Origin of the sequence: Sphingobium estronivorans (genome assembly GCF_008692605.1) — a bacterium.
In the GTDB taxonomy this organism is placed as follows: domain Bacteria; phylum Pseudomonadota; class Alphaproteobacteria; order Sphingomonadales; family Sphingomonadaceae; genus Sphingobium; species Sphingobium estronivorans.
This window is the reverse complement of record NZ_LFCT01000008.1, coordinates 156,640-172,563: the sequence shown is the minus strand read 5'-3', so window position 1 is coordinate 172,563 and position 15,924 is coordinate 156,640. Positions and strand designations below refer to the sequence as shown.

19 protein-coding genes are annotated in these 15,924 nt (G+C 63.3%); 8 read left to right on the top strand and 11 right to left on the bottom strand.

What is annotated here, in order from left to right:
- Positions 1-94 precede the first annotated feature (94 nt).
- The 3 genes from F7P65_RS08200 to F7P65_RS08190 all read right to left on the bottom strand — a co-directional run bounded on the left by F7P65_RS08200 (position 95) and on the right by F7P65_RS08190 (position 1,362).
- Positions 95-520: an RrF2 family transcriptional regulator gene (locus F7P65_RS08200; protein ID WP_150291242.1), complete on the bottom strand. Its 426-nt coding sequence runs from the start codon at positions 518-520 to the stop codon at positions 95-97.
- A 99-nt stretch (positions 521-619) separates the two neighbouring features.
- Positions 620-976 (bottom strand): ArsC family reductase, encoded by a 357-nt coding sequence (locus F7P65_RS08195; RefSeq protein ID WP_150291241.1) that lies wholly within the window; start codon positions 974-976, stop codon positions 620-622.
- Between the two features lie 5 nt (positions 977-981).
- Positions 982-1,362 carry a RidA family protein gene (locus F7P65_RS08190; protein WP_150291240.1) on the bottom strand — a complete coding sequence of 127 codons (381 nt, stop codon included), beginning with the start codon at positions 1,360-1,362 and terminating at the stop codon, positions 982-984.
- A gap of 135 nt (positions 1,363-1,497) precedes the next feature.
- Between F7P65_RS08190 and F7P65_RS08185 the strand changes: the two genes are divergently transcribed.
- Both F7P65_RS08185 and F7P65_RS08180 read left to right on the top strand, forming a co-directional pair.
- The gene (locus F7P65_RS08185) at positions 1,498-1,803 is read left to right on the top strand and encodes a hypothetical protein (RefSeq protein WP_150291239.1); all 306 of its coding nucleotides are present in this window, start codon (positions 1,498-1,500) and stop codon (positions 1,801-1,803) included.
- Positions 1,804-1,879: 76 nt separating this feature from the next.
- Positions 1,880-2,413 carry a thermonuclease family protein gene (locus F7P65_RS08180; RefSeq protein ID WP_420853312.1) on the top strand — a complete coding sequence of 178 codons (534 nt, stop codon included), beginning with the start codon at positions 1,880-1,882 and terminating at the stop codon, positions 2,411-2,413.
- Positions 2,414-2,447: 34 nt separating this feature from the next.
- On the opposite strand, the gene F7P65_RS08175 is transcribed toward F7P65_RS08180, so the two are convergent.
- The 3 genes from F7P65_RS08175 to F7P65_RS08165 all read right to left on the bottom strand — a co-directional run bounded on the left by F7P65_RS08175 (position 2,448) and on the right by F7P65_RS08165 (position 4,477).
- Complete coding sequence (locus F7P65_RS08175; protein WP_150291238.1) at positions 2,448-2,957, bottom strand: glycine zipper 2TM domain-containing protein; 510 nt, start codon at positions 2,955-2,957, stop codon at positions 2,448-2,450.
- 174 nt (positions 2,958-3,131) lie between these two features.
- Positions 3,132-3,332 (bottom strand): hypothetical protein, encoded by a 201-nt coding sequence (locus F7P65_RS08170; RefSeq protein WP_150291237.1) that lies wholly within the window; start codon positions 3,330-3,332, stop codon positions 3,132-3,134.
- 89 nt (positions 3,333-3,421) lie between these two features.
- The gene (locus tag F7P65_RS08165) at positions 3,422-4,477 is read right to left on the bottom strand and encodes a ribonucleotide-diphosphate reductase subunit beta (RefSeq protein ID WP_150291236.1); all 1,056 of its coding nucleotides are present in this window, start codon (positions 4,475-4,477) and stop codon (positions 3,422-3,424) included.
- A 110-nt stretch (positions 4,478-4,587) separates the two neighbouring features.
- Here F7P65_RS08165 and F7P65_RS08160 point away from each other — a divergent pair, with 110 nt between their 5' ends.
- A complete protein-coding gene (locus tag F7P65_RS08160) occupies positions 4,588-4,836 on the top strand; it encodes a DUF2171 domain-containing protein (RefSeq protein WP_150291235.1) in 249 nt (82 codons plus the stop codon).
- Positions 4,837-4,897: 61 nt separating this feature from the next.
- Here the strand turns inward: F7P65_RS08160 and F7P65_RS08155 are convergent, their stop codons facing one another.
- Entirely contained in the window at positions 4,898-6,832 is a 1,935-nt protein-coding gene (locus F7P65_RS08155) for a ribonucleoside-diphosphate reductase subunit alpha (RefSeq protein WP_205451991.1), read from the bottom strand.
- A gap of 563 nt (positions 6,833-7,395) precedes the next feature.
- Here F7P65_RS08155 and F7P65_RS08150 point away from each other — a divergent pair.
- From F7P65_RS08150 to F7P65_RS08130, 5 genes are all read left to right on the top strand, one after another.
- Entirely contained in the window at positions 7,396-8,043 is a 648-nt protein-coding gene (locus F7P65_RS08150) for a glutathione S-transferase family protein (protein ID WP_150291274.1), read from the top strand.
- 175 nt (positions 8,044-8,218) lie between these two features.
- Positions 8,219-9,739: a fumarate hydratase gene (locus F7P65_RS08145; RefSeq protein ID WP_150291234.1), complete on the top strand. Its 1,521-nt coding sequence runs from the start codon at positions 8,219-8,221 to the stop codon at positions 9,737-9,739.
- Positions 9,740-10,099: 360 nt separating this feature from the next.
- Positions 10,100-11,017 (top strand): DMT family transporter, encoded by a 918-nt coding sequence (locus F7P65_RS08140; protein ID WP_150291233.1) that lies wholly within the window; start codon positions 10,100-10,102, stop codon positions 11,015-11,017.
- A 96-nt stretch (positions 11,018-11,113) separates the two neighbouring features.
- Entirely contained in the window at positions 11,114-12,475 is a 1,362-nt protein-coding gene (locus F7P65_RS08135; RefSeq protein ID WP_150291232.1) for a methyl-accepting chemotaxis protein, read from the top strand.
- Between the two features lie 221 nt (positions 12,476-12,696).
- The gene (locus F7P65_RS08130) at positions 12,697-13,917 is read left to right on the top strand and encodes an MBL fold metallo-hydrolase (RefSeq protein ID WP_150291273.1); all 1,221 of its coding nucleotides are present in this window, start codon (positions 12,697-12,699) and stop codon (positions 13,915-13,917) included.
- A gap of 4 nt (positions 13,918-13,921) precedes the next feature.
- Here F7P65_RS08130 and F7P65_RS08125 read toward each other — a convergent pair whose 3' ends face one another.
- From F7P65_RS08125 to F7P65_RS08110, 4 genes are all read right to left on the bottom strand, one after another.
- Positions 13,922-14,395, bottom strand: coding sequence for a hypothetical protein (locus F7P65_RS08125; RefSeq protein ID WP_150291231.1), 474 nt, complete (start codon positions 14,393-14,395; stop codon positions 13,922-13,924).
- 96 nt (positions 14,396-14,491) lie between these two features.
- Entirely contained in the window at positions 14,492-14,992 is a 501-nt protein-coding gene (locus tag F7P65_RS08120) for a DUF3617 domain-containing protein (protein WP_150291230.1), read from the bottom strand.
- 73 nt (positions 14,993-15,065) lie between these two features.
- Positions 15,066-15,356: an HNH endonuclease gene (locus F7P65_RS08115; protein ID WP_150291229.1), complete on the bottom strand. Its 291-nt coding sequence runs from the start codon at positions 15,354-15,356 to the stop codon at positions 15,066-15,068.
- Entirely contained in the window at positions 15,353-15,898 is a 546-nt protein-coding gene (locus F7P65_RS08110; protein WP_150291228.1) for a DUF3617 domain-containing protein, read from the bottom strand. Before F7P65_RS08110 ends, F7P65_RS08115 begins: the two co-directional genes overlap by 4 nt.
- Positions 15,899-15,924: the final 26 nt, after the last annotated feature.

The window sequence follows — 15,924 nt, the reverse complement described above, 5'->3', positions numbered from 1 at the left end:
CAGGCGCAGCGCAAGCCCCCCCCCAGCCTGTGGCGAAGCCGCAGGTGCTGAACAAACCGCCAGCCTGGGGCGAGCCCGCAGGCGCTGGACAATCCTAGCCGGTTTCCTCGGTCGCGAAGGGTTCCGCCAGACTGATGCTGTCCAGCACTTTCGCGGTTTCGTCGCGCACGCGGAGCATCACCCGATGCAGGCGGCATTCCGATTCGGGCAGGCAGTTGGTGCAGGTCTCATGCGCGAACCGGCTGGCGCAGGGCGTGAGCGCCAGCGAGCCGCGCGTCAGCCGCACGATGTCGCCATAACTGATGTCGACCGGCGCCAAGGCCAGCCAATAGCCGCCATCGCGCCCGCGCTGGGTCGCCACCAAACCCTCCCGCGCCAGTTCCGACAGGATCACCGTCAGGAATTTGGAAGGGATATTCTGCCGCGTGGCGATCTCGTTCAGGGGCACCGGCCCCTGCCGGTAACGGTCTGCGAGATGCTGGAGGGCACGGATGGCGTAACGGGTCTTCTGCGAAAGCATGGGTCTGTTATTCGCTTCCCCTTGGCATTTGACAAGCCGCTCAGGGCGTCGATGCCGTGGAAGAGGAGGATGCCGCCATTCGCGGCATCCTCCAGAAGCTCATGCCTTCACCGCCTCCAGCGCGTCCTCATAGGTCGTCGCCTTGAAGCCGACGATGGTGCGGCCGCCCAGGTCCAGGATCGGGCGCTTGATCATCGACGGGTTGCTCATCATCAGCAGCACTGCCTTGTCGGCGTCGATATGCGCCTTGTCGCCGGCATCCAGCGCCTTGAAGGTCGTGCCGGAGCGGTTGAGGATCGTTTCCCAGCCATGTTCGCCGACCCAGCCGCGCAACGCCGCTTCATCGACGCCTGACACCTTGTAATCATGGAAGCTGTAGGCCTTGCCGCTATTGTCGAGGAAATTGCGCGCCTTCTTGATCGTGTCGCAATTCTTGATGCCGTACATGGTGAGCATGGCGGTTATCCTTTGAACGCGGTGACTTCGATCTCGATCTTCATTTCCGGCTTGATCAGACCGGCGACGACGCAGCTCGCCGCGGGACGAATGTCCCCGAAAACCGGCGCGGTCGCTTCGCCCAGAACGTCCCAATAGGCAGGGTCGGTGATATAATAGGTGACGCGGACCACATCGGCGAAGGAGAAGCCGGCGTCTTCCAGCGCCTTGCCGATGACCTTCAGCGCGTTCCTGCCCTGATCGACGACGGATTCGGGCATGGCCTTGGTATCGGGATCGGTGCCGGTGGTGCCGGCGACGAAGCACCAGTCGCCCTGGACGACGGCGCGCGAATAGCCGACCTGCGCCTCAAAGGGCGAGCCGGAGGAAATGAGCTGGCGGGGCATGAGATTCCCTGTTTTGCGGTGCGGAAAGGATCGCAGCGGCTCTTGCCCGGTCGGCCTTGCGCTGTCCAGAACCTTTTATCCGGGGCGGGAACGTGCTCCGTGGCGGGCCGTTGGGAGGGAGGAAGGAGAATTCCCATGGCACAATCCGGCAAGGACCGTTTTCCCGACATGGACGAAGAAAATAGCGAGCAGGCCGACGCTGGATCGCAGGCGCAGGATGTGGCCGATGCGGCCCGTGCGCGATCGACCGACCTTGCGGAGGATAGCGAACGCGGCGGCAAGGCGAACCCGGCGCAGATCCTGCCCGACGACACGCCCGATCTGGTGGAGCGCATGGAGGAGATGAACCGATCCGGCCGCATCGATAACGACGCCTTCGCGGGCGAACCGCAAATGGACGATGAGGAGGAGAGCCTCGGCCCCACGGAAGATGAGGATTAGGGCGACGCCCTGATCCCGAGACGGATCGCCCCCTTCTTCCCGAGACGGCGGCACGCAATTTCGTTATGGCGTCGTCATGAAACGGAAATGGGACAATATGGCGTCGCCTCGCGGAGCGCGGCGGGCGAAGGCGAAAAACCGGTCCTTCGCTACGCTGCTGGCGGGCGGCTTGCTGATCGGGGCGGGATTGGGCTGGTTCGGCCCCGACGTGGCGCAGCGCCTGGGTCGGCGCGAGCCGGTGGCGCAGACGGCACGGGACGTCCTTTCGGCGCAATTCGGCTTTTGCCACACCGGCGGCGGGACCAATTGCGTGGTCGACGGCGATACATTCTGGTTCCACGGCGAAAAGGTGCGGGTGATGGACATTGACGCGCCCGAGACGCATGACCCCCGGTGCGCGGAGGAGGCGGCGCTGGGCGCGCGCGCCACGCAACGCTTGCAGTTGTTGATGAATGCGGGCCCATTCTCGCTGGAGAGCGGCGACCGGGATACCGATCGTTATGGGCGGGCGCTGCGGGTGGTGACACGCGGCGGGGCGTCGATTGGCGAGACGCTTGTGGCCGAAGGGCTGGCGCGGGAGTGGGATGGCGCCCGGCATCCCTGGTGTTGAGGGAGGGAGGACAAGCCCCCCTCCCCTCATGCTCTTAGCGACAGTTCAGGCCGCCACGGTCGATCTCCCGGCCGAGCAGCGCGCCCGCGCCCGCACCGATCAGCACCCCGGCGGTGTTCGAATAGCCTCGGTCGAGCTGCCCACCGAGCAGACCGCCCAGCGCTGCGCCGACGATCAGGCCCGTGGTGCCGTCCGAACGGCGGCAATAATAGCGGTCGTCATAACCGCGATAGATGCGCGTGTTGCGGGTCACGCGGATCGGCTCGTAACCGCCGCGATAATAACGGTCGGCGCGGTAATAGCGGCCATAACGCGGATCCGGGCGGTTCCAGTCATAATTGTAGATGACCCGGCCGGGACGGGTCCAGGCCGTCCGGCGGCCATTGTCGTGACGGCCGTCATGCTTCCAGTCGCCGCGACCGCGATCGTCATGGCCGCGACCATGACCCGCCCAAGGGGGCGGATCGGCTGCAGCAGGGGCTGCGCTCAGCGTCACGGCGCCGAGCGACAAGGCAGCGAAAGCGGCTTTCAAAGTGAACTTCATCGGTCATGCTCCCTCAAATGGTTGGGATGGAAACATAACCGCCGACCGGCATAAACGTTGCATGAACGGAACAAAACAATCCGTTCATGCCGTTGTCAGGCGCGACCTCTGGTTAGGAGCAGGGCGTCTCAGGAAAGCGGTTTGCCCGGGCTGCCCATTTGTCACCGCAAATTATCACAGGGCGCCGTCGATCAGGGCCTTCTGCGGATCGGCGACGACATCGGGAGCGGAATTGCTCCCCTGCCCCGCCCTCTTCCCGTCCGCGCCGTCATCGGAAGTACCAACGAACTGGATCGCCGTCAGGATCACCAGCACCGCCCAGAGCAGCGCCATCCAGCGACTGGTGAAGAGAGAGGAAAGACGCACGCCGAACATGGATCGATAATGCGTGCAAAAAGTGAATTTCCGGTTGCCACAGGGCGAAAGGCGGCCCGGAACACCGTGCCGCCTTTGCCTTTTTCCGCTTATTCCGCCGCGATTCCGGCTACCTTGAACATATCCGGGTCGCCGCTTTCGTCGGCGTTGGCCGCTGCGCCGCCCTTGAGCTTGGCGCGGCGGTCGAACGCGTCCCAGACGTCGTTCCACTGGCCGCGCGTCGCGCCCTTCGAATATTCCGTCGCGCGGGTCTCGAAGAAGTTGGCATGCTCCACGCCGTTCAGCAGCGGGGTCAGCCACGGGAGCGGATGCTCGTCGATCATGTAGATGGGCTTGAGGCCCAGCTGCCCCAGGCGCCAGTCGGCGATGTAGCGGACATATTTCTTGATGTCCTTGGGCGTCATGCCGGGGACGGGGCCCATTTCGAAGACGAGGTCGATGAACGCATCCTCAATCCGCACCGTCTTCTGGCACATGTCCATAATGTCTTCCTTGACCGAGTTGGTCAGGCAGTCGCGTTCCTTCACGAAGGCATGGAACAGCTTGATGATGCCTTCGCAGTGGAGCGTTTCGTCGCGGACCGACCAGGTGACGATCTGGCCCATGCCCTTCATCTTGTTGAAGCGCGGGAAGTTCATCAGCATGGCGAAGCTGGCGAAGAGCTGAAGCCCCTCGGTGAAGCCGCCGAACATGGCCAGCGTCTTGGCGATGTCCTCGTCCGTGTCGACGCCGAATTGCGCGAGATAGTCATGCTTGTCCTTCATCTCCTTATATTGGAGGAAGGCCGAATATTCGGTTTCGGGCATGCCGATGGTGTCGAGCAGGTGCGAGTAAGCCGCGATATGGACCGTTTCCATGTTGCTGAAGGCGGTCAGCATCATCTTCACTTCGGTCGGCTTGAACACGCGGCCATATTTTTCGTGGTAGCAGTCCTGCACTTCCACGTCGGCCTGGGTGAAGAAGCGGAAGATTTGCGTCAGCAGATTGCGTTCGTGGTCGGAGAGCTTCTGCGCCCAGTCGCGGCAATCCTCGCCCAGCGGCACTTCTTCCGGCAGCCAGTGGAGCTGCTGCTGGCGCTTCCAGAATTCATAGGCCCAGGGATATTCGAAGGGTTTGTAGACCTTGCTGGCTTGAAGAAGAGGCATGACGGTTATCCTTGGGCCTGAAAGAGCGAATAAGAAGACGGACGGCGGGCGGACGGCGCGACCAGATGACGAATGATGCGTTGAGTCAGAACCGATACAGGAGAATGAACATGGCTGATCTGACTCAGGTGAAGGAACATATGAATATTATCGGCGCGGACGGCGTGCATATCGGCACCGTCGATCATGTCGATGGCGACCGCATCAAGCTGACCAAGGCCGACAGTCCGCAGGGACCGGATGGCCAGGGCGCCAAACATCATTATATCGATGGCGGCCTGGTGGCGGCGGTCGAAGGCGACACCGTCCGCCTGTCGGCGACGGCGGCCAATGCGGCGACTTTCGAAGCGACCGAATAAGCCGGATCGACGCGAGGAAAAGGGTGCGGGACCCGTGGTCCCGCGCCGCTTTTCCCGAAGCTCACTGACAGGCGAGGCACTCGTCATAGTCAGTGCTTTCGCCGATTTCGAATTTCGGGGCGTCGATGGTGTTGTCCGCCTCGACCCCGCCCGCGAAGCCGGCGCGCTGCACCGACTTGGAGCGGAGATAGTAGAGCGACTTGATACCCAGTTCCCATGCCCGATAATGGAGCATGAGCAGGTCCCATTTCTCCACATCCGCCGGGATGAACAGGTTCAGCGACTGCGCCTGGTCGATATAGGGCGTGCGGTCGGCGGCCAGTTCGAGCAGCCAGCGCTGATCGATCTCGAAACTGGTCTTGAACGTGTCCTTCTCTTCCTGGGACAGGAAGTCGAGATGCTGGACCGAGCCGCCCCGTTCCAGAATCGAATTCCAGACGGCGGTGCTATCCTTCGCCTTTTCGACGAGGAGCTTTTCCAGATAGGGATTCTTGACGGCGAAGCTGCCGGACAGCGTCTTGTGCGTGTAGATGTTCGCCGGGATCGGCTCGATGCAGGCCGACGTACCGCCGCAGATGATGCTGATCGACGCGGTCGGCGCGATCGCCATCTTGCAGCTGAAACGCTCCATCACGCCCATGTCTGCGGCGTCCGGGCACGGACCGCGCTCGACCGCCAGTTGCATCGAGGCTTCGGCCGCCTTTTCGCTGATATGCTTGAAGATGCGCAGGTTCCAGCTTTTCGCCATCGCGCCTTCAAACGGTAAACCCCGGGCCTGGAGGAATGAGTGGAAGCCCATCACCCCCAGGCCCACTGACCGTTCGCGCTCGGCGCTATATTTCGCCCGCGCCATTTCGTCCGGCGCTCGGTCGATATAGTCCTGCAGCACGTTATCGAGGAAGCGCATGACATCCTCGACGAAACGGGGGTCCTTGTTCCATTCGTCCCAGGTTTCGAGATTCAGGGACGAAAGGCAGCAGACCGCCGTCCGGTCATTGCCGAGATGGTCGCGACCCGTCGGCAAAGTGATTTCGGAACAGAGATTGGAGGTCGACACCTTGAGCCCCAGATCGCGGTGATGCTTGGGCATGGTGCGGTTCACGGTGTCGTTGAAGACAATATAGGGTTCGCCGGTGGCGAGGCGAACCTCGACCAGCTTCTGGAACAGGGCGCGGGCGTTGACGCTGCCGCGCACCGAGCCGTCTTTGGGGCTGCGCAGGGCAAATTCCTTGCCGTCGCGCATCGCTTCCATGAACTCGTCGGTCAGCAGGACGCCGTGGTGCAGGTTCAGCGCCTTGCGGTTGAAGTCGCCGCTGGTCTTGCGGATTTCCAGGAACTCCTCGATCTCCGGGTGGGAGATGTCGAGATAGCAGGCGGCCGAGCCGCGACGCAGGCTGCCCTGGCTGATGGCGAGGGTCAGGCTGTCCATCACGCGGACGAAGGGAATGATGCCGCTGGTCTTGCCGTTGAGGCCGACCGGCTCGCCGATGCCGCGCACATTGCCCCAATAGGTGCCGATGCCGCCACCGCGCGAGGCGAGCCAGACATTCTCATTCCAGGTGTTGACGATGCCTTCCAGGCTGTCGTCGACGCTGTTCAGATAGCAGCTGATCGGCAGGCCGCGGCCGGTGCCGCCGTTCGACAGGACGGGCGTGGCGGGCATGAACCACAGGCGCGAGATATAGTCATAGACGCGCTGGGCATGGTCGGCATCGTCGGCATAGGCGGCGGCGACCCGGGCGAACAGGTCCTGATAGGACTCGCCGGGCAGCAGATAGCGGTCCTGCAACGTTTCCTTGCCGAACTCGGTCAGCAGCGCGTCGCGGCTGGCGTCGGTCACGACGGCGAAGCGGCGCTCCAGCACGGTGGACGAGCTGGGCGCGGCCTTGGGTTCGGCGGGCGCCGCCTTCTTCTTTTCAGCCGGGGTTTCGATCACTTCGTCCATCACCGTTGCCACGTCGCTTGCACTCACCTGTTCGCTATCTCGAAAATCCATGACCAGCCCCCGAATGTTCCTGTTTCGTTCGATTCGGTCAAGCCGCTGCCGGCCAGGCCGAAAGAACTTATCATCATCGACCCGCCCAGGCACGGAGATGGGGCCCGCAGAGCGAATCGCAAGGACAAAAACACCCTTGCCTCGGGAACTGACCCGATGCCTGCGATCACAATCTGTAGGGTAACCCCCGTTAACCTGATACAAGGGATAGTGCCACAGCCGCGTTTCCTTGCAAGAGGGTAAATGACGGTTCGGGGACTCCCAAAGCGGCCGATCGCCGCATCCGGCCGGTCGGGATGCGCGTCGCGCCGCAGCGACGCATGGACTTTCCTTGGCTTCCCAAAAGGCAAGGGGAACAATTTGGGTTTTAAAATAAATTTGGCTTGCCACGGAAATGCTGGAGACGGGCTCTCGACCCGCACGGCGCATGACGGTTCGGTGACAAGATATGGTATGGCGAACCAGGGCCAGCCGGGCGGGATATCCATATTTGGGGGGTGATAAGGATGCCCCGGACATGGCAGGATGACCGGAAAATCGCGATTCCGTTCAGAGGTGCCGCCATGATTCTCTATTATCACCCCCTCTCCTCCTATTGCTGGAAGGTGCTGATCGCCCTCTACGAGAATGCGACTCCGTTCGAGGGGCGGATATTGGAAGATCCGGCGGTCGCGGAGGCGTGGCTCAAGCTCTGGCCGATCGGCAAATTCCCGGTGCTGCGCGACGAGGTACGGGACAGGACCGTGGCAGAGGCCAGCATCATCGTCGAATATCTGGGCCAGCAGGGCGGCGGCTCCTTCCGTCCGATCCCGCAGGATGCCGATGCCGCGCTGGAAGTGCGGCTGATGGACCGGCTGTTCGACAATTATGTGATGACGCCGGTGCAGACCTGCGTCGGGGATCGCATCCGGCCCGAAGGGGTCGCGCGCGATTCCTTCGGCGTCGCGCAGGCGCGGGCCTCGCTGGGCAAGGCCTATGCGCTGCTGGAAGCGCGGATGGCGGGGCGGCGCTGGGCGGCGGGGGCGGAATTCACGCTCGCCGATTGCGCGGCGGCGCCGGCGCTTTTCTATGCCGACAGGATCGTGCCGATGCGCGGGGACTTTCCGGGGCTGGCGGCCTATCTCGACCGGCTGGAGGCGCGGGAGAGCTTTGCGCGGGTGCTGCGGGAGAAGGAGCCATGGTGGCATCTCTTCCCCTTCGCCGACGGGTGATCTGGACTCAGGCAGCCAAAAGCCTATAGCCGCGCCTGCATGGACCCGCCTTGCAGCGCGGGCCGCCAAAGCATTTTCGAGTTGACCGTTTAACGGTCAACGGCTGGGAAAATGCGGCCATAAAAACCGAGCATCTTCACTTCCGTGAACATGCTCAAATAGGGACTTTGGGTAGATGACCGTCATCAAGACCGCCGATCTGATCGAGAGCGTTGCCGACGCGCTCCAGTTCATCAGCTATTATCATCCGATGGATTATATCCGCGCGCTGGGCAAAGCCTATGACGCCGAAGCCAATCCGGCGGCGAAGGACGCCATCGCCCAGATCCTGACCAACAGCCGCATGTGCGCCGAAGGGCATCGCCCGATCTGCCAGGACACCGGCATCGTCAACGTCTTCGTCAAATGGGGCATGGACTGCCGCCTGGACGACAATAGCCGCTCCATGCAGGACGTGGTCGATGAGGGCGTGCGCAAGGCCTATCTCAACCCGGAGAACCGCCTGCGCGCGTCGATCCTGAAGGACCCGGCCTTTTCGCGTCAGAACACTAAGGACAACACGCCCTGCGTGCTGAATGTCGAGATGGTGCCAGGCAACAAGGTCATCGTCGACGTCGCGGCCAAGGGTGGCGGCTCGGAGAACAAGACCAAGTTCAAGATGATGAACCCCAGCGATTCGATCGTCGACTGGGTGTTGGAGATGATCCCGCAAATGGGCGCGGGCTGGTGCCCGCCCGGCATGCTGGGCATCGGCATTGGCGGCACGGCGGAAAAGGCCGTGGCGCTGGCCAAGGAAAGCCTGATGGAGCCCATCGACATGGGTGAACTCAAGGCACGCGGGCCGCAGAACGATATCGAGAAGCTGCGCATCGAGATTTTCGACAAGGTCAACGCGCTCGGCATCGGCGCGCAGGGGCTGGGCGGGCTTTCGACCATCCTCGACGTCAAGATCTACGACTATCCCTGCCATGCGGCGGGCAAGCCGGTGGCGATGATCCCCAATTGCGCGGCGACCCGCCATGCGCATTTCACGCTCGACGGGTCGGGTCCGGCCTATCTGGAAGCGCCGAAGATTTCCGAATGGCCGCAGGTCGACTGGAAGCCGAGCAAGGAAGCGATCCGCGTCGATCTCGACAATCTGACGCCGGAAGTGGTGCAGAGCTGGAAGCATGGCGACCGTCTGCTGCTGAACGGCAAGATGCTGACCGGGCGCGACGCGGCGCACAAGCGCATTCAGGACATGCTGGCGCGTGGCGAGCAGCTGCCGGTCGATTTCACGGGCCGCGTGATTTACTATGTCGGGCCGGTCGATCCGGTGCGCGACGAGGTGGTGGGACCGGCCGGTCCGACGACCGCGACGCGCATGGACAAGTTCATGGACATGATGCTGGAGCAAGGTCTGGCCGCGTGCGTCGGCAAGGCCGAGCGTGGTCCGGCGGCAACCGACAGCATCGCCAGGCACAAGAGCGCCTATCTGATGGCGGTCGGCGGCGCGGCCTATCTCGTTGCCCGCGCGATCAAGGGCGCGAAGGTCGTCGGCTTCGAAGACCTCGGCATGGAAGCCATTTATGAGTTCGACGTGCAGGATATGCCCGTGACCGTCGCCGTGGATAGCGAAGGCCAGAATGTCCACCGCCTCGCCCCGCTGGTGTGGCAGGAAAAGATCAAGAAGGAGCATCTGCTCGAAGGGGCGTGATCGCCCTTCGACTGTGTAAAAAAACGCGCCGCCCGGTCACGGACGGCGCGTTTTTCATTGTCCGCGAATTTGGGACGGGGATGCGCCGGCCAGCGCGCTTCCCCGCCCCTCTTCCTCAGAGCTTGCCGCCGAGCGACACGCCGATGACGCGCGGTTCGTTGAAGACCGCCGCCATATAGTTTTTCGATCATGCCCTTGAGGCGTGACATTGCGTCAAAGCGCCCGCCGGGCGCGGTGTAGCCGATCCGCAGCCGCCTTCGAAATCGCCCTTCGATGCTGGACGGGTGTATACCATGCGTCTCACTGTGGCAGGACAGCAACATGGGATGACAGGCGCGTCATTCCCGTTATAGCGCGCGCATGTTGAGCTTTTCGATCTGGTTGCCGGCGACCTTGCTGGCAGGGGCCACGCAGGCCTGGCGGACCGCAGTGCAGCGGCGAGTGAGCCAGGACCTGTCCGTCAACGCGGCGGGGCTGGTGCGCTATCTGTACGGACTGCCCTTCACCCTGTTGCTGCTGGGTGGGTACCGGCTGCTCTTTGCCGGCGCCCTCCCCTCCCCACAGCCGCTGTTCCTGCTCTTTTGCCTCGGCGGCGGTCTGGCGCAGATCATCGCGACCAATTTGCTCATCATGGCCTTTGCCCATCGCAATTTCGTGGTCGGCACCGCCTATTCCAAGACGGAGGCGGTGCAGGGCGCGATCCTCTCCTTCCTGCTGATGGGGGAGCGGCTGCATCCGCTCGCCTGGGCGGGGATCGGCTGCGGGGTGATCGGCGTCATGCTGCTGTCGACCGGGGGCAGACGGATGGGACCGCCCGATTTCCTGCGCGCGCTGGGTCAGCCTGCGGCGCTGTGCGGCATTGCTTCGGGCTTTTTCTTCGCGCTGACCGCCATCGGGGTGCGGCGGGCAACGCAGGAAGTGGGAGGGAGCGATCCGATCCTGGCGGCGCTGATCGTGCTGGTGGTGACGGTGGCGTTGCAGACCGCGATGCAGGGCGGTTTCCTGCTGCTGCGCGAACCGGAGCAGATGGGGAAAATCTTTCGCAACTGGCGCGTGTCGGGGCAGGTCGGGCTGCTGTCCGCCTTGGGATCGGCCTGCTGGTTCACCGGCTTCGCCACCGCGCCGGTCGCGCTGGTGCGGATCGTCGGCCAGATCGAGGTCGCCTTCACCTTGGGCTTCGGCCATTTCTATCTGGGCGAGCGCATGGCGCGCAGCGAGGTCATGGGGCTGATGCTGGTCGCGAGCGGCGTGGTACTGGCCCTGATAGGAGCGTTCTGACGATCCGAAGCATCGCTAACGGATATTTTACCAGCGTCCGATAGCTGTTCTCCCGTGGCAAATCAGGCAAGAATCCGGAACGTCGAACAAGCGGTGATGAAGGTGGCCAAACTGTCCGGCGACCTTGGCATCCGCACGCTCGACCTGCAGGCGGACATCAGCGAACTGGCTGACCGCGTCACCCATCAGGCCAGCACGATCGAGGCGATCGGCGGCGCGGCAGAGCAATTGTCGCGCGATGGCGACAGCGTGGCGCTGGCCGGGCAGGACGCGCGGGAGAAGGCGGTCGCCGCGCGCGGCATCATCCATGATTCGGGGCGCCAGCTATCGGACGCCAACGCCAATTTCGTCCATCTGATCGAACGGGTGGGCAGCATCCATGAGCAGCTCGACGGTTTTCGCCAGGCGCTCAAGACCGTCGCCCATGTCACCAGCGTCATCAGCGGCATTGCCAGCCAGACCAACCTGTTGGCGCTGAATGCCACTATCGAGGCGGCACGGGCGGGCGATGCCGGGCGCGGCTTTGCGGTGGTCGCGGCGGAGGTCAAGAAGCTGGCGCAGGAAACCGCGGCGGCGACGCACACCATCGACCAGTCGATCGGCGCCCTGACCGGCGAGGCGGGGAAGATGCTGGAGGGCATTACCCATGGCGCCGAAACCGCGCGCACGGCGCTGAGCGACACTAAGAATATCGAACTGCTGGTGGAGCGGCTGGGCAGCCTGATGGACGACCTGTCCAGCAACAGCGATACGGTGGCGCAGCGCATTGCCTCCATGGTCGGATCGGCGGGCGAAATTCGCGGCGGCCTGTTGGCGCTGGCCAGCACGTCGACCGACAATGCGGGCGGATTGCACAGGCTGTCCGGGCGGATCACCACCGCCAGCGACGACACCAACCAGCTGCTGCAACTGGTGGCGGAGAGCGGCGTCGATATTCCCGATTCGCCCTATATCGACTTCTGCCTGGACGCGGCGCGGACGGTGAGCGAGGAGCTGGAGCGCGCGCTGGGCGATGGCCGCCTGACCGAAAGCGCGCTGTTCAGCGAATTCTACGCGCCCATCCCCGGCACGCATCCGGTGCAATATAGTCATCCGGTGCAGGCGGTGCTGATCCCCGCAGCGCGGTTGCATCAGGAACAGGCGCGCGCCTTCAAGGGGCTGTTCGGCATGACCTTCACCGACCGCAACAGCTTCGGCGCGGTCGCCATGCCCGAACGTTCGCAGCCCCAGCGGCCCGGCGACGACAATTGGAACATGGAATTTTCGCGCCAGGGGGTCATCTTCGATTTCCCCGACACGCGCGAGCAGAGCAAGATCACCCAGCCCTTCTGCATCAAGGCATATCGCCGCCTGACCGCCGAGGGAAATGTCATCCTGCTGAAGCAGGTGATCGCCTCTATCCATGTGCGGGGGCGGCATTGGGGGATTTTGCAGATGGCCTATCAGGATCAGGGCTAATACCAAGGTTAAGCCCGCGCGGCGCTTGAGCGAAACCCACTTGTGATCGGTCGAAGACCGAGCACGATGGTATAAGAAGGTTTGTTTGGAAAATGCGCGAAAGCGCATTTCCGACACTGCACCGCAAATCCGCTTTAGCCGGATTCCCAAACAAGCCCTAAGCTCTTGCCGAGACACTGATCCGCGCTATGTCCATGCCCGTCATCATAGCGGGAGACGGCATGCGCCGCATCGTCGGAAAAATCTTGAAGGGCGCGGGGGTTGCGCTGCTGTTCGCGGTCATCGCCCTGTGTCTGGCGGTCACCATCGTTCCGCCCTTCCTCGACCGCATCTATTATGAGGGGCCGGTCAGCCGCCATTATGACGGTGCGCGCTTCTTCAACCCCGATGGCGAAATCACTTTCTCCTCGCCGCCGGGGAGCAACCGGCACGGCTTCATCGCGCGCTGGCTGCTGGGTCAGGACGACCGGCCCGAATGGCCCGATTCGGTCGCGGTAAAACCCTCGCGCCCCCCCGCCTTCGCCGCGCCCAGGGGGATGGTAGCGACCTGGGTGGGTCATGCGACGGTGCTGGTGCAGGCGGCGGGGATCAATATCCTGACCGACCCGATCTGGTCGGACCATGCCAGCCCGCTGCCTCCGCTGGGGCCGAAGCGGGTGGCGCAGCCGGGGGTGCGCTTCGACGATCTGCCGAAGATCGACCTCATCATCATCAGCCACAATCATTATGACCATATGGATATTCCCACGCTGAAAAGGCTGTGGGAGCGGGACCGGCCGAAGATCGTCACCAGCCTGGGTAACGACAGGATCCTGCGCGACCATGGCATTCCGTCGACCGCGCTGGATTGGGGCCAGTCGATCAGCGGGGCGGCGCTGAGCGGGCTGGGCGGAGAGACCGTCATCCAATGCGAAAATTACGAGCATTGCCCGGATTATCGCGTCCATGTCCTGCGCAACCATCATTGGAGCAGCCGCTGGGGCACGGACAACCGACGGGCGCTGTGGTCGAGCTTCGTGATCGAGACGCGGGCGGGGAATATCTTCTTCGCGGGCGATACCGGAGCCGGCGACATGGCTTGGCCCCAGGAAGCGGCACGGCTGGGGCCGATCCGTCTGGCGATGATCCCGATCGGCGCCTTCCGCTTCTGGCACGGGCAGATGCAATCGGACTCGCATATCGGGCCGGAACAGGCGGTGCAGTTGTTCGAAAAACTGAAAGCCTCGACCGCGATCCCCATCCATTGGGGGACGTTCCGCCTGTCCTACGAGAAATGGGACACGCCGCCCAGGATGCTGGAACTCTATTTGCGCTGCGAAGGGATTGCGCGGCAGCGTTTCGCGCCGCTCAGGATCGGGCAGTCGATTTTGGTGCCAGGCTATTCGCCGATGACGCCAGGCAAGAAGCGTTGCGACCGGCGGGCAATCGGGGCGCTGGAATAATCGATCAGGCGGACGCCATCGCCTGAAGCATGGCGCGGAAATCGTCGGTCGTCACCGTCGCCAGATATTCGGCCTGCATGTCCTCCGTCAGCAGTTCGACCATCTGGCGCCCCTCGATCCACAGTTCGATCACACCGAAGCTCCCGCCCCGCTTGCGATATTTGGCGGACCAGCCTTCGCGGGCGGCGATGGCAAACACCTCCTCCTGACTCAGCACCGTGGCGATGGCGGCATGGGTGGCGGTGTAGCCGGCCTGCTGCGTCCGTTCGCCGAAGCTGTCGGCATCGCCCTCCGGCTCGCGCAGGACGGTGCCGAGCGGATAGACCTCTATCGCCGTGCCGCGATCGTCGCCTGCAAGCGCGATCCAGCTGCCGGGGGTGACGGGCGGGAAGGAAAAGGCCTCCCCACGCCAGAATTGCGCGATGACCTGCGCGACATGGCGCGGGTCCCGGGCTGCGATCGACAGGTGAAAGAGCATGGAACGACTCCCCGTCTCAACGAGATGATGTCGCCCATGACCATCGCATGAATCGCAGCCCGGCGCAGGTTCGATTTTCCCTTGCGGGCCGGCTGTTTAGCCTTTGGCGCATTCCCCGGTGCGCTTGCCGGTGAGGTCATGTTGGGTGCGCAGGACGGGTTGGCCGCCCTCCGTCTTCGTCATGGTGCTGCCCAATGTCAGCGTGTCGGCGGTGAAATTGCCCTCCAGCGCGATCTCCGACGTGCCCTTGCCCGAAGTGCAGGCCAGGGTGGCGATCAACCGCCCCTTGTGGATCAGCTTGTCCTTGTAGCTGCAATCCTTGCCCTCCGCGCCGGCCAGCGCATTGGCGTCGGGCAAGCCCCCCGCATCGACGGCGATGCAGCTCTTGTCCTCGCTCGTCTGCTTGAGCGCGGCCTGATATTCGGCCGGGGTCACGGTGGGGGTGTTATAGCCGGTGGTCTTGCGGGTGAACGTCCATTCGCCCGCTTTCATCACTATCGGCGCTTCGACCGTTTCGGGTTCAGGTTCCGCCTTGTTTCCGCAGGCGGCCAGAGTCATCAGCCCAAGCGGCAGCGCCGCCAGCACCATCTTTCGCATATCCTCTCCCCTGTTCTCTTTGGAACAATATGGAGGCTCGCGCCAAGTCACGAAAAGCGCAAGAAAAATCTGGTCAGCGCTTCTTGTGGGTGGGGGCGTGAAAATCGGCGGGCTTGTTCGCGACCCAGCCGAGGAAGCGGGCAAGGCCAGGATGAGCGCGCAGCGCATCGGCATCGCTATAGGCGCGGGCAAGGTCGGCATTGCTCAAATGCGCGTGAATGGCGCGGTGGCAGATCGGGTGGACGGGTACGGTGCCCCGATCGTCCCGATTTTTGGCCCGGCTTTTCGGCAGCGGATGATGCCATTCGACACGCTTGCCCAGCGGCCGGCCGCAAAGCCAGCAAGCCGGGCTTTGATCACTCATTTTGGCGTGCAGGCCGACCCGATCCACTTGCCCGACGTCTTGGCCTTCATGCTCATGTTCATGCCGTTGGGCGCGCCGGTCATCTTCATGTCCATGTGCATGGCATAGCTTTCCGGCGCATAGTCACCGGACATGACGGCGTTCATCGTGCCGCCCTGCGACGATTTGCAGCTGATCTCGCCCTTCACCGATCCGCCGCTGGCGTCGAAGCCCTTATAGGTGCAGTCCTTATTCTCCTGACCGGAGAACATCTTGCCGCTGGGGTTGGCCGCTTCTTCAGGCGAGACGCAATATTTGATGGCCGTGCGGCTCATCATCTTTTTCATCTGCTCTTTCATCTGGGCGCCGCCGCCGGGCATGTTCGGCATGTCGATGTCGATGAGTTCATAGCTGCCCTCCCACTGGCCGGGCTTGAGCTGGACCTTCTCGACCTGTTGCTTGACCTCCTCCCGGGTCTGGGGCTGGCCGGAACCGGCTGGTTTCTCGCCGCAGGCGGCCAGCAAAGCCGTTGCTCCCATCAGGCCCCACACAGTTTTGCGCATTGAAAATCCTCCCTGTTGCACCCCGC